The organism is Pseudomonas brassicacearum (assembly GCF_000585995.1).
Lineage (GTDB): Bacteria > Pseudomonadota > Gammaproteobacteria > Pseudomonadales > Pseudomonadaceae > Aquipseudomonas > Aquipseudomonas brassicacearum_A.
Map to the genome: position 1 here is coordinate 4,262,592 of NZ_CP007410.1, position 19,600 is coordinate 4,282,191.

The following is a 19,600-nucleotide window of genomic DNA, read 5'->3' on the forward strand; positions in this document are numbered from 1 at the left end:
GGGAGACCGTTCATGAAACGAGGTCTTGTAGTGGTTGACCTACAAAACGAATATCTACCTACCGGCAAATCACCGCCAAGTACCATTCTTCGAAATTGAACTGCACTTCCTGCTAGATCAACCCCACTCTGGTAGCCTGCTTGAAAGTATTTTTGCACTAAGCCACTTTGCAGCGCGCCTTCGGCCAGGAGCAATTTATTAGCAGAACTTTTGAGAAGTTCCTGAGCCTCAGCACTGGCCAAATCCGTATTTTTGTTGGTTCTGTATATAGATATAGAAACTAATAAAAGCACTATCAAGCCGAGACATGCACCCACCATTACAAGCATGCGAAACTTAATTGAATCCCTGAGCAAGATCATCGCATATCCTCGAAATTAGTACGGAGACCACATCAAGAGATGCAAAGTCGATCCGCGCTGATCGCTTCCATTATTTTTCAGTGAGCAATACGAAAAGACCTCATGGCCAAGAGAACAAGAGTTTGCTCCCAACGAATCATGAAGTCCTCAACGCTCTAAATCTTCCTAAACTTTATTCAGTCAAGAACATTAGCAAGCTACATGGATAGGCCCTGAGTGACTTGAAAACCCTCAAGGCCTGCGGTACCTACTCAATAGGCTCGTAAGGAAGCCCCACGTAATTTTCTGCAATCGTCCGGCGTCCAGCCTCAGAACGGACAAAGTAGTCGAGCTCGGCCTGCTTTATTCGCTGCCCAAAATCATCATTACCAGGGAAACGATGCAGTATTGAAGTCATCCACCACGAGAAGCGCACGGCCTTCCAGATTCGGCGCAGACAAACTTCAGAATAGCGTTCGAGAAGATCCGTACGCCCCTCTTGGTAAACCTTAACAAGAATGCGACTGAGTGTGCTCACATCGCTGGCCGCAAGGTTAAGGCCTTTTGCACCGGTTGGAGGCACAATATGCGCCGCATCACCCAGTAGAAAAAGGCTCCCGTACTGCATAGGCTCGACAACGAAACTCCGAAGTGGAGCAATACTCTTTTCAATGGATGGGCCAGTCATGAGCCGGTGAGCTATTTCTGTAGGGAGCCGTTTTTTCAGTTCCTGCCAGAAACGATCATCAGACCATGCTTCGACTTTCTCATCGGTAGATACCTGAATGTAATAGCGGGTACGCGTAGGCGACCGCATGCTGCATAAAGCGAAACCGCGCTCATGGCTGGCATAGATGAGTTCCTCACTCACAGGAGGTGTATCCGCTAACACCCCCAACCAACCGAATGGGTAGACACGTTCAAACTCCTTGAGAACCCCTTCCGGGATTGTCTTGCGCGACACGCCATGAAACCCATCACAGCCTGCGATGTAGTCACAGTCCAAGCGAACAGTCGATCCATCATGATCAAAGGTAATGTAAGGCGCCAGTGATTTCATATCTTGCGGTTGTACGTTCGTGGCGCTGTAGTAAGTAATACCTCCGCTGGAGCTTCTAGCCTCCATTAGATCGCGAGTGACTTCGGTCTGACCGTAAACCATTACCGTTTTACCGTTGGTCAAACCTCTCAAGTCTATATGCTCACAACGCCCATCGAACGCCAAGTCAAATCCGTCATGAACAAGACCTTCGCGATCCATTCGCTCAGCAACACCCGCCTGTCGCAGCAAATCTACAGTCCCTTGCTCAAGCACGCCGGCACGGATACGCCCCAGTACATAATTAGGGCTCTGCCGTTCGATGATGACATTATCAATACCAGCCTTTAGGAGCAGTTGACCAAGCAGTAGACCAGAAGGGCCAGCGCCGATAATTGCAACTTTTGTTCTCATCGTTTTCGTCCTAAACGGGTGAATGCCACCATGGCGATTCTTTGTAATTTTCAGCTAAGTCGAATGCTTTATGCCGCAACTGACACAAAGCCAAACTACTAACCCACGCATGCGATTATTGGCGAAGGGATCTAGAAGGAAGTTCCTACGATGAGCTGTACGTACGTATTGATGTCATCACCACCTAACTGCGAACCTCCTTGGCTGGCAGCTTTCTCCGGCTTATACAATCCCAACACCGGACTGACGAAAATATGATCAGTTATCGCTACCTCGGCATATATGTCGAACTCCCTTCCGCCGAGGTTCGCTAGGCTACGATCAACCGGATCAAAATCGAAGTAAAGCGCTCCTAACGTAAGGTTTTCACGTGGAGTGACCTTCAAACCGACATGATGGACGCGCGTATTACTGTTGAAAGGGCCTGCATAGTTAGAGGCCACTTCACCCTGAAACCATGTGCCATACCCACGGCTATTGCCATAGAACAATGGGTCGAATGATTCAGAGAAGCGACTATAACGATAAGTGGCTATGGGCGACCATGGGATAGCTGCAAAAGTCCAACTGCCCTCAAGATACCAGGCGTTCTCTCGACCACTGTCTCGGGATTGAGTGGCATATTCGACCGCAAGATTTAAATTCTGGACTCCTAGAGAGCCTGCTCCCCGTAGACTGACGGTTTGCATACCGTCACGCTCTGATTGGAACGGGGTTGCAAAACGCTCATTGACATCGAGACCTTTGATGTACGTGAGACCCAAAGCTCCCTCATCGGCCACATGCTCTAAAGTAGCCACAGCTAACTTGGTTTCTGCTTGGGCTCGATTATTTGAGCCCAGCCACATGAGGTCTCCCCTCCACCCCTTTTCCCCACCCACACGAAGCACAGCTGTCTTATCAAACGCCTTACGAGCAGCTAAATAATAAGCGCCGCCCCGATCATAGTTATCACCGAGATCGACATCGCCCAGGCTAAGTGCATCACCTTTAATTAAGAATCCGTCCCCAACAATCACTTCCTGGCGACCGGTGGAAATCTCAATACCATTTTCGCCAAGGCTAGGAAAAATGCTTCCTGAGCGCCAACCAAGATAGGCATCTTCAACCGCGGTCCGCCGCTCAGTGCCTTCCGTGAAGCCTGCTGCATCGCCGTCACCCCACGTCCCTGAACTCAGAAGGCTAAAAGCGCCATACACACTTGCTTTGCCCTCAAGTTCGCTGCTTCCATTTAGCCCATACTTGACAAAGCCTTCTCGCCAGTTCGAAGAGTCAGAATCCCGCGTCCCAGTCGTGGCGTAATTTTCGTCACTGTGCATCGCGGCAAATACGGCCTCGACCTTAGCATTAAGTACCTGGCCGCCCTGATTGTAGAGTTCGTAAGCCCGGGACTCTAGCGGAAGAGCCAATGCACCTACGGCTAAAGCGACCGAGGCATATCCACATTTCTTAGCTTCATATTTAAACGACATAACGAACCCCTTATCTTATATTTATTATTGGATTTTACGCTAGAGAATTACTGCAACATTCAAAAACAAATATTCCCACAGTACGACTCGATACTTTTTCCCACACAGTCAGCCATAAATTCACCTTCGGGCAGACTGATTTTTTGGGCGTAGCGGTCTTCTTGGCAATGGCGTTTTGCTGATCGAATGATCGCCAGTTAAGATTAAGTCGCGCACACGCGCAGATGCAGATTAAGCATACGTATCTCATGAGCTGTGCCTAATTCGCGCGTGACTACGTGCCATCGAGCAAACGTCGGTTCAATCACCGGCTATGATCGAACGATCAGCGTTTGAGGATTGCCAGCCTGAACCGCTGGGAGAAAAATCGGGGTTACCAATAACAATTCAAATCCCGTGTTCAGGGGAGGCCTGTATGCAAAGTGAGCCAACACAGCCTGGGCTCAAGCCCAAGTCTTTAGGTGTCTCCGACATCGTCTTTTTTGTAATTGCAGCTGCGGCGCCGCTCGGCGCTACGCTTGGTGCTGGCCCTGTGGTTTTCGCCATGGGAGGCACAGGCGCTCCCGGCATCTATCTGATCGCCTCGCTCGTATTGCTGCTGTTTGCAATTGGATTTGCAGCGATGAGTCGCCATGTGATCAGTGCAGGAGGCTTCGCCGAGCTAGTGACTCACGGATTAGGGCGAGCGGCTGGCAACGCAGCTGGTGGAATTGCGCTGCTTGCGTATATCACCATGTTGACTGGCATTTACGGACAATTCGCTGCCTTTGGGGCAGACCTTGCTATGTCGATTGCGGGATTGCAGGTGGACTGGCGCGTCGTAGCTCTCCTTATCATCGGACTGGTAGGAATCTTCGGCTACATGGACGTTAAGGTGTCAGCCAAGGTGTTAGGCGTGCTGATGATCTTCGAGATCCTGATCTTGCTTGTCTTTGACGTCGCGGTCATAGCCCAAACGAATGCAGAGAGCTTCACTTGGAATGGCTTCATGCCCTCTCAGATATTCACTCCTGGTCTCGGGGTGGCATTGATGTTCGCGTTTTGTTGCTTTGTAGGGTTCGAGTCCACAACCATTTACGGAGAAGAAGCTAAGAACCCAAGTCGCACCGTTCCCCTTGCTACGTATGTAGCTATCGCCATTATCGGTATCTTTTACACGCTTACAACTTGGTGCCTCGGCCTGGCTTATGCAAATAGTGACGTCCAAAGTGTTGCCGGCGCAGACATGATCAATTTTGTGTTTAATGCCAACACACAGTACGTAGGCCCCCTTTCCACAGAAGTCATGAAAATTCTGGTAGTCACGAGCGTGTTTGCGGTCTTGCTCTCCTTCCACAACGCTCTCAGTCGCTACCTTTTCGCACTGGCTCGCAACCATTTCGTACCTCGACAGCTCAGCCGAGTACATCCCAAACACGCAAGTCCGCACGTCGCTAGCGTTGTGCTTTCAATCACAACCCTTGTTGCAGTGGGATTATTTATGGTCACCAATGCCGACCCAATCCAGCATCTCTATCTGTGGATGGTTGGGCTTGGCACCCTCGCCGTTCTCGCCCTACAAACCCTAGGTGCTGCCGCAGTCGTCGGATTCACTCTCAAGACTCAAAAGTGCAGCAGGTGGCAAGGGATAATCGCCCCAACGCTAGGTGGATGCGGATTGGCAACTGCTGTTTTTCTCGCCGTGGCGAATTTTGACGAGCTGACTGGCGCTAAGGAAGGTATCGCAACTCTGCTGCCTTGGCTCGTTGTGATAGCGGCATTGGCAGGAGTTATTAACGGACTTAGGGCCAAAGAGAAATTTCCTGTCACACCAGTAGTTTCGTAGAACGGCAACCTTCCAACTATTTAAATTGAACAACAGTTACAGATGATTCCTTACTCGCGGAGTCATCTCGTGAAGGCTGCGACGCAAAATTAATTCCACGTCGCCAATAAATTCGGAGAATAACTTGAACAATCATCAACCTTATAGCGACTTCAATCTGCAGCTAATAGGAGGCGTTTGGCGGGAAGGTCGGACAGGACGATCAATGACTGTTAGCGATCCTTTCACCCAGCAGACTCTGCTCGAAATCCCTTTGGCCAACAAGGAAGACTTGAACGAAGCTTATGCAAGAGCTAAAACAGCCCAGCCTGCTTGGGCGGCCATGGGGCCGTCCGCGCGAGCCGGAGTGCTGCTAAGAGCAGCTCAGATTTTTGATAAGCGCCACGACGAGTTGGTTAATTGGATCATTTCGGAATCAGGAAGTACGCGCATAAAAGCCGAGATTGAATGGGCGTCAGCGAAAGCTATCACTTTGGAAGCTGCTTCCTTTCCAAGCCGGGTTCATGGTCGCATCGTGGAGTCCGATGTGCCGAACAAGGAAAGCCGAGTATATCGACGCCCGCTCGGCGTAGTTGGCGTGATTAGTCCATGGAACTTTCCATTCCATCTCACCCAGCGATCGCTCGCCCCGGCATTGGCACTCGGTAACGCCGTAGTTGTGAAACCTGCCAGCGATACTCCAGTAACCGGAGGCTTGCTGCTTGCACGCATCTTTGAAGAGGCCGGGTTGCCAGAGGGTGTGCTCAGTGTAGTGGTAGGGGCGGGCTCGGAGATTGGAGACGACTTCGTGCTACATCCAATACCGAGCTTTATATCCTTCACTGGGTCCACGCCGATTGGCCAGAATATAGCCCGCCAGGCAAGCAGCGGCGACTACTTGAAACATGTCGCGTTGGAACTAGGCGGTAACAACCCCTTTGTGGTGCTCGCTGATGCGGATCTCCAGCAAGCAGTTCATGCGGCTGTTGTTGGCAAATTTCTGCATCAGGGTCAAATCTGCATGGCCATCAATAGGATTATCGTGGAGGAGCCGATTTACGACTCATTCGTTTCCCTGTTTATCCAGCGCGTGAGCCATTTGGTAATCGGTGATCCTAAAAATTCGGCAACCTCGGTTGGGCCCGTCATCAACCGGAAACAGTTTGACGGATTGGTACGCAAGATCGAACAAGCGAAGTCAGAAGGCGCAACGTTGGCTTACGCTGGCGAATCTGCAGGACTGGTATTTGCGCCGCACGTTTTCACTGAGGTGACATCCGATATGGAGCTGGCCTACGAAGAAATTTTCGGGCCTATTGCAGGAATAATGCGCGCGAGGGATGCCGATCACGCATTAGAACTGGCTAACGCTACTCGTTTTGGACTTTCCGCTGCGGTCTTCTCAGGTGACATTGACCGCGGCGTCCATTTCGCGAGGCAAATCCATTCTGGCATGGCCCATGTGAACGACATGCCTGTGGCAGATGCCCCTAACGTCCCATTTGGTGGGGAAAAGAACTCAGGCCTCGGAAGATTCAATGGCGACTGGGCAATCGATGAGTTCACCACCACTCAATGGGTGTCTGTCCAGCGGAAACCACGCCATTACCCCTTCTGAGAATCCCCTCCAGTTGATTGACTGGAGGGCCAGAACAACACACTCCTGGGGGGCGCGAGCGGCTAAGCAACTTCGAAGCGACGAGCCTCAGGAATACATGAAAGAGAGTTTTCAAGGGTTTCTGTCACACAGCGTCGCAGCGATCTAACAGCTGGCGACCTGTTGCCAGCAAGTGTCGCCAAAGCCAACGAGCTCCTTGGCGCGTCAGCCAATGGCACATACCGCACGCCCGGGTGACTGAACAAGCGTGTGGCGGTAAGTGGGAAGGTATCAAACGCGCCACCATAGGCGACCGCAGCCAAACTCTCTGGAATCGATTGGACATACGCGCCAATCCGGCTAGCCTCCTGCCGCTCTGAGCCCAAACTCCAGTAAGCGGCCCATTCAGTCGGGGCTCCCTCTCCCGCTACTGCAAACGGTTGCTCGATCAGATCTGAGATTGTAAGGATCGAGGCCTGCGCCATTTCGTGGCTGGCCGGTACGGCAGCCACTCGCGGCTCGTCAAACATCACATCGAGTTCAAGACGCGGGTCGCTGATCGGTAGCCTGACGAGGGCGGCATCCACTTTGCCCGAGATCAGCGCCTGCACTTGGTTTGTCATGGACAGCTCAGTAAACACTAGCCGAATGTCAGGATTACTCTGCTGGAATAACGTAAAAATAAGGTGAGTAAGTTCGCCCGCTGCATCGCCAAAGAAGCCTAACTTCAATACACCCCGGCTGTTTTCAGCAAGGGCACGGCATTCCAGGATCGTATTGTTCATGTTTCCCAAAAGCGTTCGAGCTTGCTCTACGAATCGCTGGCCTGCCTCCGTCAAAGAAACACGATGACTGGTGCGTTCAAACAATTTGAAGCCTAGCTCGCTTTCAAGTTTGGCAATTTGAGCGCTCAGGCCAGATTGAGCAATGTTCTCGATTTCGGCTGCCTTGCCGAAATGAAGGGTCTCAGCAAGCCTGGTTGCCAAGAGAAGCTGTCTAGTGTCCATTGAGGGGTACCCTCTATTCACGGAGCGTGTATGAACCTAACATCTAGCAAGATTCATGCTAATTTTTGACTTCACTGGTGAATAGCGATGGCTATCGATCTGTGGGTTAGCCGGGGGCCTTTACCTAGGCCGACACCGCTCCCCAATCGAGCAAATCGCAAAAAAAACGCACTCGCGTAGCATATCTATGACGTTTGACACTCTTGCGCAATGAGCTCTAGGTTCAAAATGCCGATCAAGAACCCGTAGTACCTTCGCGCCCCCTCAGAAACGTTACTAGCCAGTACGCATCATGGGCAGGTAGGAAGCAGTCGGTAACAAAGCCTTTTCCCACGGTAACACACCGGCGCCCCAGCCTCGGCTGCGCCGAAGCAGCATTACTTCCCAATTCAAGCCCTTCAGTTTGAGTCCTTTCGATTCAGGAAATTGAAGAGGCTACGCATTATTTTTAACGATATAGCTTTCAGTCTATGGAGGCTTCTTGAAAATACCAGCGATCACGAAACCTGATCAAACGATCTACAAATGACCATTGCTCTGATACTAACAGGAAAAATACTATGGCCTAAGCTTTAGTCAAGTGCACAGGAACAGAAGCTGTACTAGTGATTATAATCCGGAACAATCCGGCAGCTCATGAATTTTAATTTCGGCGTCGAATCCCAAGATAGAAATATGCATAAACCATTGGCAAGTCTGAGACTTTCAAAACAACCATAATTTAAGTAACTTTGGAAATAGCCATGAAGCTTAATTACCAGCAGTCGCTAAATAATTTCTCTGAAGCCTTTCACCTTTCAAAGAAAGAAACCTCGAAAGGAAAGGAATACATTCCAGGAGGTTTTAGCAGACGAACATTTGGCTATGGCCCACATGCGATTTTCATCGATAAGGGCGAGGCTCAATATCTTCATACTATCGAAGGAAAAAAGCTACTCGACCTCAATAATAATTTCGCTACTAATGTATTGGGCCACAATCATCCAGCGATCATAACGGCAATTCACGAAACGCTGCCAAATGGATTCTCATTTGGAAACCCTACGAATCACGAGCTCGATCTTGCCAAGCTGATTTGCGAGCGCATTGACTCCGTTGAGCAGGTTAAATTCTTTTGCTCTGCCAGTGAGGCATGCTTGAGTGCCGTGCGGATCGCACGAGGCTATACTGCGCGTAAAAAAATTGCGAAATTTGAAGGTGGTTACCACGGTTTTTCCGACGACCTAGCGATCTCGGCTCACCCTAACCCGAACAATTTCCCCGGCCCGGATACTAATCCTAAGGCACTTCCAGATTCCGATGGGATCCCTGCGTATAAAAGCGACAACGTCATCGTTTTAACTCAAAACGACTTCGAGTCTTGCGAAAAAATTCTCCGGGGCAATGCGGAAGAAATCGCGTGTCTGATCATGGAGTTACAGACCTGCGCGGGAGGTATCGTAGAGCTCGATAAAGATTTCGTGCAAAAGCTTCGAACTCTTACAAAGGAACTGGGAATCCTTTTAATCGCTGATGAGACCATCACACTTCGAGCGAATATAAAGGGTCTGCAAAGCGAGTATCAAATCAAGCCAGATTTGACAGTCCTCGGCAAAATGATCGGTGGGGGCCTACCTATCGGGGCGGTGGGCGGTAGCAAAGAGGTTTTTCGAGTCATCGAGGAAAACCAGGTCATGATCTCGGGCACCCACCATGGCCACCCATTGGCATGCGCAGCGGGCATTGCCTGCCTTAAGGCCATGGATGAGAAGGCTTATGCACGACTCAACGAAATGGCGGCTAAGATCAAATTCGAGCTGAATACTTGGGCGAAAGAATCCAAATATCCGTTTACCGTTTTCGGCTCCTTTTCGGTATTCGCCTATGCATTCACTAGAGAGCTAGGTCAGACCATCAACACGCATCGTGACTACTGGCATAAAATCGACGAAAACAGCATGGGCATCTACGCATTGGAAATGGCGACTCGCGGCTACTATCCTGTCCACCGTGGCCAGGTAGGACTCACACTTCCGATGACTGACGAGGACGTCGACGGCTACATCGAGACCACAAAGGACATTATCCGTCTAATTTACTCCTAGCCATCAAAGGCTTGCGTATCCGTATCGGATACGCAAGCCTTTGTTATCAGCATTCAAAAAGCAAATTTCTGACTATCACTCTACAAATGTCCTTAATAGCATTTGTTCGCTGATGAACTGTAAGCCCGCTCCGGATAGTCAATATCTGCTCGCTGACCAGAAGACTAACACCGTCATTGCCAAACTCTCCTCTCTCAATTATTCCGTTAGCCTGCTGGGCGTGAACAAGGTGCGACACTGCGATTTATTTCTCGAAGCCTGAAAATAAGAAAATTTTATTTTAAGACAAAGAGTTACGGAAAAACTAGCAGCACGGAAACTTGTAATTGAAGATACCTGCGTTATTGATGAGAGCATCCACACCACCAAATTAGTTGTCCGCTACGCCAACCTACGCTATACCCGTAACTGTTCTGGCGATGTCACCACCATGTACACGAACTTTACTGCCTGGGGCATAATTTTCTTGCGGCCCCGGTAATCTTTTCGGCATCCCTGCCACCTAACACAAACCAGGAGAAAGATTATGTTGATATCCTACGCAGAGCGGCTGAGGCCTGATCAGTGATCAGTGATCAGTGATCAGTGATCAGTGATCAGTGATCAGAACTGGGATTTAAAGGCCAATTTGAGATCCCAAATTATAAACTATCTGCAATCCGACGACGGCTCCATTGCTGCTAGCCTCGGCCTGTGGATTGTAGAAGTTGCTGGGGTTGAACACGTACTGCACGCTTGGCTGGAGTGCTAGATAAGGTGTCGCCTGCCACACCATGTTGAGCTCTACTCGCGACTCTCCTTTCGACACTCCTTGGTCAACACCGGTGGCCAGAAGTCGCTGGTCATGCTGATATTGAACTTGCTTGTCTCCCAAACGTAGATAGCTCGCTTTCAAGCTGACTGAATCTTGAGGGCGCCCGAATGGGCCAACACGGGTTACACCTGCCTCCACGAAGTGTTCGAAAGGCTGTAGATCGTCAGCACTCCAAGTCCATGCGCCGAATACTTGCCACGCTTTGTCTGGGTTTCCGGCAGAAGAACCGCCTTCGCGAGATAGCGTTTGCATAAAGCGGTAAATTAAGCCGCTGCTTCCACGACGGGTCGAGCCATCCAATATGTCGGTCTGTTCGGAGGTATTGTAAAAACTATTAAGCTCGTAGTGATAGGCCAAGGGAGTCTGCGCGAAGTTTTTTTGAGCACCGATGCCTGCCAACCAAGTGATACCACTCGCGTCGCCCGGGTCCCAGTTCCACCCCTTGGTGCGTTTGATGTAATGAGTAGGGTTGGACTCGAAAGCGCCAGCATGTATGTACTGACCATTGTCGAATGAGTAACGCGAGTAACCGCCCCAGCTACCGTATGGGTAAGGTAATATTCCGGTGGTGTTTTCAATGATTGGGTCATTACAAGTAACCCAGTTTTCGCAATTTATGATGTAAAAATGCCGCTTAGGATTGCTACGACCAACGTCGATCTCAAGATGGTTATCCAACAGCATTTGTTGGTATTCAAACTTCGACAGATATCCCTTGTCGATGTCGTTACGCATAGCTGCGCCACCTAGTGCACTACCTGTGGCTCCTTGCCAAGCGTTAGCAGTCGGCTGACCTTCATTGCGCATCCACGGAAAGAATGTGTATTCAAACTGGAACGTGCCGCCTGTCAACCCCATGATTTTTGACATGTCAAAATCGGCGCCAGCGAAAACTGCACCAGCGTTGGCGAATGTATGGGGACGAGGTCCAGTGTTAAGGTTCTCCAGCATCAGATCGATAACGATCAGGTGTGCCTTGACTGGACTACTGTCTGTGGTCGACGAATCGGCCCATGCCGAGTTCGCCATACTACCCAAAGCCAAACCAGCGGTTACACAAAATCGGCGCGCAGAAGTACCTGCGACGAGTGAGATCGCGTTCATTCATTTAATCCGAGAAAGGTTTTTGGTCGCGCAGCCAGTGCAGTTGCGCTTAAGGTAAGACCAGCCGATCAGTGTGCGATGGGCGAAAGTGGGCCAGGCCCCCAGATCGACTCAAGCGTGCGACCGATTGCCAGAAGTTGGGCATCCGTTCCAGGCAATCCGTCAATCTCCATTCCTACTGGAAGTCCGGACTCTTTCCCAACACCTACGGGAATACTAAGACCAGGCATCTTCACGTTGCTGCTCGGGTCGGTATTTCGAATAATCCGACCAAATTTTTGAGGCGTTCCGGCGTCAGGGCCGGCCTTGATTGCCACCTCTGGAACCGTGGGGAACAGAAGAGCATCGAGCTTGTTCTCCTCGAATGTCTTTTTATAGAGAGCTAGCAAGGCTGGGATACCCGTCTTGATCGCTTGCGCATAAGCCGGGCCGCCAGGAATCATCTTTCCATCAGACCCAACGACATTACCAGGCACCACCATAGCCGAGAAAATACCTTGGACGTCGGGACTCGAAATTTTGGTGGCCAGGGTTTCGAATGACACTCCGGTGGATTGTGATTTCAGGTAGTCAGTCAGGGCCTTACGCGCTTCCATTATCGCAACTGGCGTTGCCACAGCTGATGCCAATTGCCCCATACCCGGCATGCTGACTGAGACGATCTCTACTCCCGAACTGCGGAGCTTCTCTACAGCGGCGTTAGCTTGTGCCGAGACTTCCGGTTCTAGATCAGCCCAGAAAAAATCTGGAATGCCCAGTCGAATATGATGGGCAGGTATTGGCTTCAGAAGAGAGGCACCGCTGAGAATCGAATCCAGCAGTATGATATCTCCGACGCTGTTGGCCATTGGACCTGCCGTATCGCGACTGGTCGAAATAGGTGTGATGCCTACACTGCTGTATCGCCCAACCGTTGGGCGAAATCCAACACAGCCATTCAACGCGCAGGGCGCACGGCTTGAGCCACCTGTGTCCGTTCCCATTGCGATCGGAATCAACCGAGCCCCCAGGGCGGCGGCACTCCCCGATGACGAACCACCGGCAATGCGAGAGTTATCAAACGCATTGCGTACACCGATCAGCCGTGGAAGATGAAAGGCAGTGTTGTAACCGGTAGCGCCAAACGAGAGCTCATGCATATTGGTCTTGCCGATCACAATGGCGCCTGCGGCCTGAAGCTTATCGATAATCGGCGCATTTACCTTCGGAAAGAAATTAACGAGAGCTGGAGTACCGGCTGTGTTCGTAAAACCAATGACCTGAATGTTGTCCTTTATCGCTATAGGGACGCCACCCAAGGGAAGGCACTGCTCACCCTTAGCGAGTCGCGCATCAGCAGCACGGGCCTCGCTCAAGGCTCTCTTTGGGTTTAAAGAAATGAAAGCGTTGAGCTCGGGATGCGCGCCAATGCGGCCCAGCCAGTAGCTGACAACCGATTGACTGGAAACCTTCTTCGCGCAGATGGCTTGTGCCGTCTGCTCAGCGCTCATCAAGTAGAAGTCTTTCGGTATGTCCGACGCCGATACGCCAGCGCTTGCTGCCATAAGGCCGATCGCTAAGCAAGAGAGTCTGGTCTTCACGGATATTCCTTGCGAATCATTCGATCCCCACTGCAGGTCTCGATTATTCATTTACGCACATGGAAATATCCGTCAAACATCCTCATTAATGAGGAGGTGTCAGTGCGCGCCCATACGCATGGCAAGCTCGGTTCGATTACCAGAGTTTGTCTTGATCATCGCGTTCTTCAAATGAGTTCGAACCGTGGTGAAACCTATGGACATTATACGGGCGATCTCTTTATCGCTCCTACCTGCCGCAACGTGCTCTACAACAGCCCGTTCTCGTGGACTCAAAGCACCCTTAGGAGGCATTTCAGCTGCAAGTGCTTTCTGAAAATAGGGTGTTAGCGCGTTAAGCAGTGAAAGCTCTCTAATTCCAAACGCAGGTTGATCGACGCTACGCCATATGCGCAAATCACCCACATCCCGACCTTGGTTGAAGAAGAAAATGTTCACTCCATGGTGCATCCAGCACGGCTTGAGGAATTCGGCGTAGAGCTCACTTTGCTCTAAGCTTCGCCGGCTGATCACGTCGTCGACACAGATAGCTTGGCGCCTGGATCTCAACGCCGGTGTTAAGATATCGTTCACGTGAATTCGCTTGTCATACTCCCTAAGCATTTGCGCATCAATATTGACCGCCGCGCAACGGGTCGATCGACTCAGTCCGCTATCCCAAAGGTACGAAGCTCCAAAGTCTGACCGCAGTAACAGCGTAACATCACCAAGCACCTGCTGACGCACGTCGTCACCCGCGCCACCTGTGCGGAGTCGCCAGACGACTTGAGCGAATAAGTCAAGCTCATAACTCGTCATAGTCATTTGGTTGATTTGCATGGCATGCCTCTGTAATTAACCCGGACGTCCGAGCAATTTCTGGGCCTGATTGCGTTGTCTGGTAATGCCAAGAGCCTCAAAAAATCGTGATATCGGTCGTGATTTCACTAGCGTAGGGCTCTTGCACTTATCTCGCTGCGATTTTCAGCCGGTTAGAAAATGGTTCCTATAGCACTGCTGATTGACACAGTTTTCTCCCTTTTTAGGTGAGTCGAATATTCTCCCCAAACGATATGTAGCTTCGATAAGTAACGTTCTTGGCACTGCGACTTCACTTAACGACGACGCAACATAGCCATGATCAATAGATTGCCTGACCATCTCCCGCTGAGCCACTGACGTCGAACGCTAACGCCAACAACCAGACAAAGGCCTACTGCACAGCCTTGCCCTCGTCAATGGAGTCTTGGCTGTCCAGACCGTCCCAGCGAAGCTGGCCCATCAGCACATGGAGCATCTGGCCCCAGGCCTTGCTTAAGGAAATCTTGCCATTCCGCAGAACCCCAAAATTGGCAATTGAAGCCAATATTCCCGCGGGTGCGCTGAACATTTTGATCGGTGGCGGCTCTAGTAGGCAGAGGTTTGGTCGACCCCACGGGCACAGACAAGGTTTTTCGTTCACCGGCTCGATACCGACCGGTATCGCTATCGGCGAGAGTGCCATGGGGCCAGACTGACCCGTACCACGCTTGAACTGGGCGAAAACTCCGCACGCTTCCTGCGTGATGTCGCGCTGGTCAGGGCTATAAGCGGCATTATCGAAGCCGAATTCCTGCATCCTAGAAAATCTGCGCTACCAGCAAGCTTTCCTCTGTCCATCGCTTCCAGCTCAATCCAATCATGGACGAACTGCCGCAATGCATGGGCAAACTGAACATCAACTCGCCCCTGGGTAAAAGCACTGATTCAGTCCGGTCACTAACCGCGCGCGTCAACTTAAACCCGGTTATTTTTTTTAAAGGCTTGCGCATAAACAGCACAATGATGCACACCATGACCGGATTTCTGCCGACGCACGAGACCATCGCGCTCCAGCCGACTGAGAACCCCGGTCATGCTTGGCACGAGAATGCAAGCATGGTGAGCAAGCTGATGGCTCTCAGGCGCCCCCTGCTGACGCGATATCCGAATGATCCGCCATTGCTGTTCCGTCCGATTGTGCTTGTTAAGTGCCGGTCGAAAAAAAGCCATTGCGGCTTCGCGGGCTTGCAATAACGCCAGTGTCAGGGAAAGTCTGGGGGAGCCATATCGAAATACTTGAATGGGCGATTCGGCAGCTTAGTATCGCCAGCCTACCGGCCCAGCGCCCGCTTGCCCATCCCTCCCTCGGTCAAGATCAATGCATCTGCTGCCGAAGCGCTCTGAAAAGTGCAATTAATTCACCGTAAAAGCCATTTTTACGTACCCAATCGGCGGCCATGATCATCAGCACAAGATCAATAAGACAACAGCCAATTCACCTATGCTCTGCTCAACGCAACCCCGGCTACCGCTGGCGATACTCCCCTGGAATGATCTGCGCGTAGCGCTGGAAGAACCGACAGAAGTAAGCCGGATCCTTGAACCAAAGCTGATAGCAGGTTTCATTGGCGGAACTGTCTGTGAACAGCAGCAGACGCTTAGCTTCCTGCATCAGACGTTCCATCATAGACCGTTTGGGCGGCAGGGCGGCCATCCTCCGACACACGTCATTGAGCCGTGCTTCCACCACTCCGATACCGTCAGCGTAACGCGACAAGGGTCAATGTTGCAGGGAATGAGCTTCAATCGATTCATTGAACCGGTGGAAAATTTTCATATCCTCGTGCCAAGCCGGCCTTGCTTCCAACGAGTTGGAAAACAGGCACAACAAATTCACCATGGTCAGTCGCGTCAAACTATCCAGCGCCGCGCTGCGCCCGGGACGATAACTCACCATCTCTACTCTCACTCAACTCCTCGAACAAATAATCAAGGTTCCGGCACCAGTCATAGAGGCGGCCAGTACAGCTTCGAGGTGTTCGCCGAGATCAAAAACGCATGTATTTCGATGGGCGGTCATCACCTTCCACGCTGGGGGATTGAGCAATACCGGAATCCCCCTAAAACAACAACGATTTCAGGAGAATTATCATGGGCGAAGTCGTCCTGGCCGCGAAAATCTGCCACGTCCCCTCGATGTATTTGTCGGAGCTGCCCGGCAAACACCATGGCTGCCGTGAGGCGGCGATTGCCGGCCACAAGGAAATCGGCCGGCGTGCCCGTGAACTGGGCGCCGACACCGCCGTGGTGTTCGACGTGCACTGGCTGGTCAACAGCGCCTATCACGTCAACAGCGGCGAGCACTTCAAGGGTGTCTACACCAGCAACGAGCTGCCGCACTTCATCAAGAACATGGAGTACGAATACTCAGGCGCCCCGGAACTGGGCGAACTGATCGCCGCCGAAGCCAATGCCGTCGACGTGCGCACCCTGACGCACAACATACCAAGCCTGGAACTGGAATACGGCACGCTGGTGCCCATGCGCTACATGCACATGGATGTCCCGCAAGACCAGAAACTCAACGTTGTGTCGATTGCCGCCTGGTGCGCCTGGCATCGCCTGCAAGACAGCTTCGCCTTCGGCGCCGCCGTGCGCCGGGCCATCGAAAAAAGCGATCGCAAGGTGCTGGTGCTGGCGTCCGGCTCGCTGTCCCACCGTTTCTCCGATGATCGCAACGCCGAAACCAACATCCACAACTGGACGCGGGAATTCGACAAACAGGTCGACCTGCACGTCGTCGAAATGTGGCGCCAGGGCCGCTGGAAAGAGTTCTGCGCGATGCTCCCGGACTATGCCGAACACTGCTTTGGCGAAGGCAAGATGCATGACACCGCGATGCTGCTGGGGTTGCTCGGCGGGCCGGATTACACCAAGCCCGCCGAGATCATCACCGAACCCTTTGGCAGCTCGGGCACCGGGCAGATCAACGCCATTTTCCCTGTTTGAGCGCATGGCCGCCCGGCATCCCGCGCGGCCTGAAGGAGCCACCATGCCCCACTTCATTGCTGAGTACACCGACAACATCGAGCAACACGTGGACCTGCCCGGCCTGTTCGAACAAGTCCACGCCACCCTGGGCGATAGCGGCGTGTTCCCGCTGGGCGACATCCGCAGCCGTGGCGTGCGGCTGGACACCTGGCGCATGGCCGACGGCAAACACGACTACGCCTTCGTACACATGACCCTCAAAGTCGGCCATGGCCGCGACTTGGCGACACGACAGGCCGTCGCCCAACGCCCGTTCGATGTCATCACCGCGCACTTCGCCGACCTGCGAGCCCAACGCCTGCTGGCCTTGTCGTTTGAAATGGTCGAATTGCACGAGCAGCTCAACTTCAAGCAAAACAATGTGGCGCCTTCCTCAAGGCACAGGTGAGTTAACCCGCCCCAGCCCGTTCGTCCCATCGGCCTCTCAAACAAAAAGTATAAAACCATGAGCACAGCCAACACCGCCGACACTCTTGCGACCATCGCCCGCGACCGCACCCACAGCGCCATCACCTGGCGGCTGATGCCGCTGTTGCTGATCTGCTACCTGTTCGCCCACCTAGACCGCATCAACATCGGCTTCGCCAAGATGCAGATGAGCGCCGACCTCAACTTCAGCGACACCGTCTACGGGTTCGGAGCCGGCCTGTTCTTCATCGCCTACGCGCTGTTCGGCGTGCCAAGCAACATGGCCCTGGACCGCGTCGGCCCACGGCGCTGGATCGCCACGCTGATGGTGGTGTGGGGCGCGCTGTCGACCTGCATGTTCCTGGTCGACAGCGCGAGCGGCTTTTATGTACTGCGCTTTTTGCTCGGCGTGGCCGAGGCGGGTTTCTTTCCGGGCATCCTGGTATTCCTGAACCGCTGGTACCCGGCCGGTCGGCGCGCACAAATCACTGCCTTGTTTGCGATAGCGGTGCCGATGGCCGGGGTGATCGGCGGGCCGCTCTCGGGCGGCATCCTCGAACACTTTCATGACCTGGGCGGCCTGCGCGGCTGGCAGTGGATGTTCGTGATCGAGGGCGCACCGGTCATCCTGCTCGGGCTGGTGGTGCTCAAATGCCTACCGGACAGTTTCGAGAGCGTCACTTGGCTGACACCTGCGCAAAAACTCCAACTGCGCGAACAACTGCACAGCGAAGAACAACGCAAATCCATCACCTCGTTTTCCGCGATTCTGCACAACCGGCAGGTGTGGTTGCTGGTGGCGGTGTATTTCGCGGTGATGCTGGCGGTCAACACCCTGGCGTTCTGGATGCCGACGCTGATCCACGGTGCCGGGGTCGGCAGCGACGGCAAGGTCGGCCTGCTCAGTGCGGTGCCGTACCTGGCCGGGTGCTTTTTCATGATCGGCTGCGGGCGCTCGTCTGATCGGCACCGCGAACGCCGCTGGCACCTGTGCATGCCGTTGCTGATGGCGGCGGGCGGCATTGCCCTCGCCGGGCTCGCCCCTGCCAATCCAACCCTGGTGCTGGGCGGCCTGATCATCGCCGGCATGGGCGCCAGTGCGGCGTTGCCGATGTTCTGGCAACTGCCGCCGGCGTTCCTGTCCAACCACACCCAGGCCGCCGGCATTGCCTTGATCAGCTCTTTCGGCAGCATCGCTTCGTTCTTCGCGCCCTACCTGATCGGCTGGATGCGCGACACCACCCACAGCGCCAGCCTGGCCCTCTACGCCCTGGCGCTGCTCATTGCACTCGGTGGCGTGCTGGTGCTGCGCACCCAGGCAGCCATCGTCAACCCTCACTAAGAGATCCTTGTCATACTCGATCAACAGCTTATTCAGCAAGCCGCCGCGCGCCTAGACCGCGCAGAGCGTTCAGGCGAGAAGGTGCGTCAGTTTTCTCTGGACCATCCAGGGATCGCCATAGAACACGCTTATGCCAAAAATGCTGGAGATGGGTATGAATTGCCTACCGGTTTTAAGCCTCAGCCATGTCTCGACGATTCTTAAGGATCAAATCCAACTCAACAGCTATTTCATCAGCAGCGGACAGCAATCATCGCCTTGCCCACGTCCATAAACGATGACGCCAATGCAGGACGGTATGAACAAGCAACCAATACCCAAGCAGCCTTACTAACCGGCAGCAAAGCCATGGCCATCGTTGCCTGGGGTCAAACCATTGAGCGCACATTAGGTGACAACCCAACACATTTACCGGACATGCTCGCGTGATGGGTTGAGCAATATACTCATGGCTGCAACTCGTTGGGTAATGGACCTTCAGCTTCGAGGATTCGAACACTTGAGGGTTGTCGCCCCAACGAAGATGTACGCAATTTGGCTCAGGGAAACGCTATTGCTAGCACAGTGATAAAGAGTATGGACAGAGGATCTGAGGCGGACATGGCCCGCCGTTGATCCAGCTCCGAATTAGAGCTTGTATGTCCTTCATCAGAACAGGGCTCCCTAACTAGGCTCAGTCCGTCCGTTATCAAACGCAGCAAGTCTTCTTTCTTAGCGCGCCCGACTATCGTCAGTATGGCCGCCGCTTCGACCATGTGCTGTT

Annotated in this window: 13 protein-coding genes and 5 pseudogenes; 9 read left to right on the plus strand and 9 right to left on the minus strand. The window is 52.7% G+C overall.

The annotated features are described in order from the left end of the window. Positions 1-12 precede the first annotated feature (12 nt). Positions 13-87, plus strand: a pseudogene (locus CD58_RS30605) (cysteine hydrolase); the annotation flags it as partial. 522 nt (positions 88-609) lie between these two features. On the opposite strand, the gene pobA reads toward CD58_RS30605, so the two are convergent. Together pobA and CD58_RS18000 are read right to left on the minus strand one after the other, a co-directional pair. Beyond that, positions 610-1,794: a 4-hydroxybenzoate 3-monooxygenase gene (gene pobA, locus CD58_RS17995; protein ID WP_025214390.1), complete on the minus strand. Its 1,185-nt coding sequence runs from the start codon at positions 1,792-1,794 to the stop codon at positions 610-612. 131 nt (positions 1,795-1,925) lie between these two features. Further along, entirely contained in the window at positions 1,926-3,266 is a 1,341-nt protein-coding gene (locus tag CD58_RS18000) for a hypothetical protein (protein WP_025214391.1), read from the minus strand. A 415-nt stretch (positions 3,267-3,681) separates the two neighbouring features. Here CD58_RS18000 and CD58_RS18005 point away from each other — a divergent pair, with 415 nt between their 5' ends. Both CD58_RS18005 and CD58_RS18010 read left to right on the plus strand, forming a co-directional pair. Beyond that, positions 3,682-5,091, plus strand: coding sequence for an APC family permease (locus CD58_RS18005; protein ID WP_025214392.1), 1,410 nt, complete (start codon positions 3,682-3,684; stop codon positions 5,089-5,091). Positions 5,092-5,215: 124 nt separating this feature from the next. Then, entirely contained in the window at positions 5,216-6,688 is a 1,473-nt protein-coding gene (locus CD58_RS18010; protein ID WP_025214393.1) for an aldehyde dehydrogenase family protein, read from the plus strand. Positions 6,689-6,750: 62 nt separating this feature from the next. On the opposite strand, the gene CD58_RS18015 is transcribed toward CD58_RS18010, so the two are convergent. Further along, complete coding sequence (locus tag CD58_RS18015) at positions 6,751-7,674, minus strand: LysR family transcriptional regulator (protein WP_025214394.1); 924 nt, start codon at positions 7,672-7,674, stop codon at positions 6,751-6,753. A 743-nt stretch (positions 7,675-8,417) separates the two neighbouring features. Between CD58_RS18015 and CD58_RS18020 the strand changes: the two genes are divergently transcribed. Further along, positions 8,418-9,758 carry an aspartate aminotransferase family protein gene (locus CD58_RS18020; protein ID WP_025214395.1) on the plus strand — a complete coding sequence of 447 codons (1,341 nt, stop codon included), beginning with the start codon at positions 8,418-8,420 and terminating at the stop codon, positions 9,756-9,758. 616 nt (positions 9,759-10,374) lie between these two features. Here CD58_RS18020 and CD58_RS18025 read toward each other — a convergent pair. From CD58_RS18025 to CD58_RS18055, 6 genes and pseudogenes are all read right to left on the minus strand, one after another. Next, positions 10,375-11,676, minus strand: a complete 1,302-nt coding sequence (locus tag CD58_RS18025; RefSeq protein ID WP_025214396.1) for a carbohydrate porin — start codon at positions 11,674-11,676, stop codon at positions 10,375-10,377. 68 nt (positions 11,677-11,744) lie between these two features. Beyond that, positions 11,745-13,307: an indoleacetamide hydrolase gene (gene iaaH / locus CD58_RS18030; RefSeq protein ID WP_235195274.1), complete on the minus strand. Its 1,563-nt coding sequence runs from the start codon at positions 13,305-13,307 to the stop codon at positions 11,745-11,747. 48 nt (positions 13,308-13,355) lie between these two features. Further along, positions 13,356-14,075: a helix-turn-helix transcriptional regulator gene (locus tag CD58_RS18035; protein ID WP_025214398.1), complete on the minus strand. Its 720-nt coding sequence runs from the start codon at positions 14,073-14,075 to the stop codon at positions 13,356-13,358. A 373-nt stretch (positions 14,076-14,448) separates the two neighbouring features. Beyond that, positions 14,449-14,853 (minus strand): hypothetical protein, encoded by a 405-nt coding sequence (locus CD58_RS18040; RefSeq protein ID WP_025214399.1) that lies wholly within the window; start codon positions 14,851-14,853, stop codon positions 14,449-14,451. Between the two features lie 221 nt (positions 14,854-15,074). Next, positions 15,075-15,266 (minus strand): annotated as a pseudogene (locus CD58_RS29390) (MarR family transcriptional regulator); the annotation flags it as partial. A 295-nt stretch (positions 15,267-15,561) separates the two neighbouring features. Then, positions 15,562-16,036, minus strand: a pseudogene (locus CD58_RS18055) (helix-turn-helix domain-containing protein); the annotation flags it as partial. On the opposite strand from CD58_RS18055, the pseudogene CD58_RS31490 reads away from it, so the two are divergent. The 5 genes and pseudogenes from CD58_RS31490 to CD58_RS30610 all read left to right on the plus strand — a co-directional run. Next, a pseudogene (locus CD58_RS31490) lies at positions 16,027-16,137 on the plus strand (hypothetical protein); the annotation flags it as partial. The pseudogenes CD58_RS18055 and CD58_RS31490 overlap by 10 nt on opposite strands. Before the next feature lie 50 nt (positions 16,138-16,187). Next, positions 16,188-17,045, plus strand: a complete 858-nt coding sequence (gene hpaD, locus CD58_RS18060) for a 3,4-dihydroxyphenylacetate 2,3-dioxygenase (protein WP_025214402.1) — start codon at positions 16,188-16,190, stop codon at positions 17,043-17,045. Between the two features lie 43 nt (positions 17,046-17,088). Beyond that, the gene (locus CD58_RS18065; protein WP_038436686.1) at positions 17,089-17,475 is read left to right on the plus strand and encodes a 5-carboxymethyl-2-hydroxymuconate Delta-isomerase; all 387 of its coding nucleotides are present in this window, start codon (positions 17,089-17,091) and stop codon (positions 17,473-17,475) included. Positions 17,476-17,532: 57 nt separating this feature from the next. Continuing rightward, positions 17,533-18,837, plus strand: coding sequence for an MFS transporter (locus CD58_RS18070; protein WP_025214403.1), 1,305 nt, complete (start codon positions 17,533-17,535; stop codon positions 18,835-18,837). Positions 18,838-18,849: 12 nt separating this feature from the next. Next, a pseudogene (locus CD58_RS30610) lies at positions 18,850-18,972 on the plus strand (2-oxo-hepta-3-ene-1,7-dioic acid hydratase); the annotation flags it as partial. Between the last annotated feature and the right edge of the window lie 628 nt (positions 18,973-19,600).

Bases quoted from the DNA above. Each gene is read 5' to 3' on its own strand.
- pobA (WP_025214390.1), bottom strand. From the start codon at position 1,794: ATGAGAACAAAAGTTGCAATTATCGGCGCTGGCCCTTCTGGTCTACTG.
- CD58_RS18000 (WP_025214391.1), bottom strand. From the start codon at position 3,266: ATGTCGTTTAAATATGAAGCTAAGAAATGTGGATATGCCTCGGTCGCT.
- CD58_RS18005 (WP_025214392.1), top strand. From the start codon at position 3,682: ATGCAAAGTGAGCCAACACAGCCTGGGCTCAAGCCCAAGTCTTTAGGT.
- CD58_RS18015 (WP_025214394.1), bottom strand. From the start codon at position 7,674: ATGGACACTAGACAGCTTCTCTTGGCAACCAGGCTTGCTGAGACCCTT.
- CD58_RS18020 (WP_025214395.1), top strand. From the start codon at position 8,418: ATGAAGCTTAATTACCAGCAGTCGCTAAATAATTTCTCTGAAGCCTTT.
- CD58_RS18025 (WP_025214396.1), bottom strand. From the start codon at position 11,676: ATGAACGCGATCTCACTCGTCGCAGGTACTTCTGCGCGCCGATTTTGT.
- iaaH (WP_235195274.1), bottom strand. From the start codon at position 13,307: ATGAATAATCGAGACCTGCAGTGGGGATCGAATGATTCGCAAGGAATA.
- CD58_RS18035 (WP_025214398.1), bottom strand. From the start codon at position 14,075: ATGCAAATCAACCAAATGACTATGACGAGTTATGAGCTTGACTTATTC.
- CD58_RS18040 (WP_025214399.1), bottom strand. From the start codon at position 14,853: ATGCAGGAATTCGGCTTCGATAATGCCGCTTATAGCCCTGACCAGCGC.
- hpaD (WP_025214402.1), top strand. From the start codon at position 16,188: ATGGGCGAAGTCGTCCTGGCCGCGAAAATCTGCCACGTCCCCTCGATG.
- CD58_RS18065 (WP_038436686.1), top strand. From the start codon at position 17,089: ATGCCCCACTTCATTGCTGAGTACACCGACAACATCGAGCAACACGTG.
- CD58_RS18070 (WP_025214403.1), top strand. From the start codon at position 17,533: ATGAGCACAGCCAACACCGCCGACACTCTTGCGACCATCGCCCGCGAC.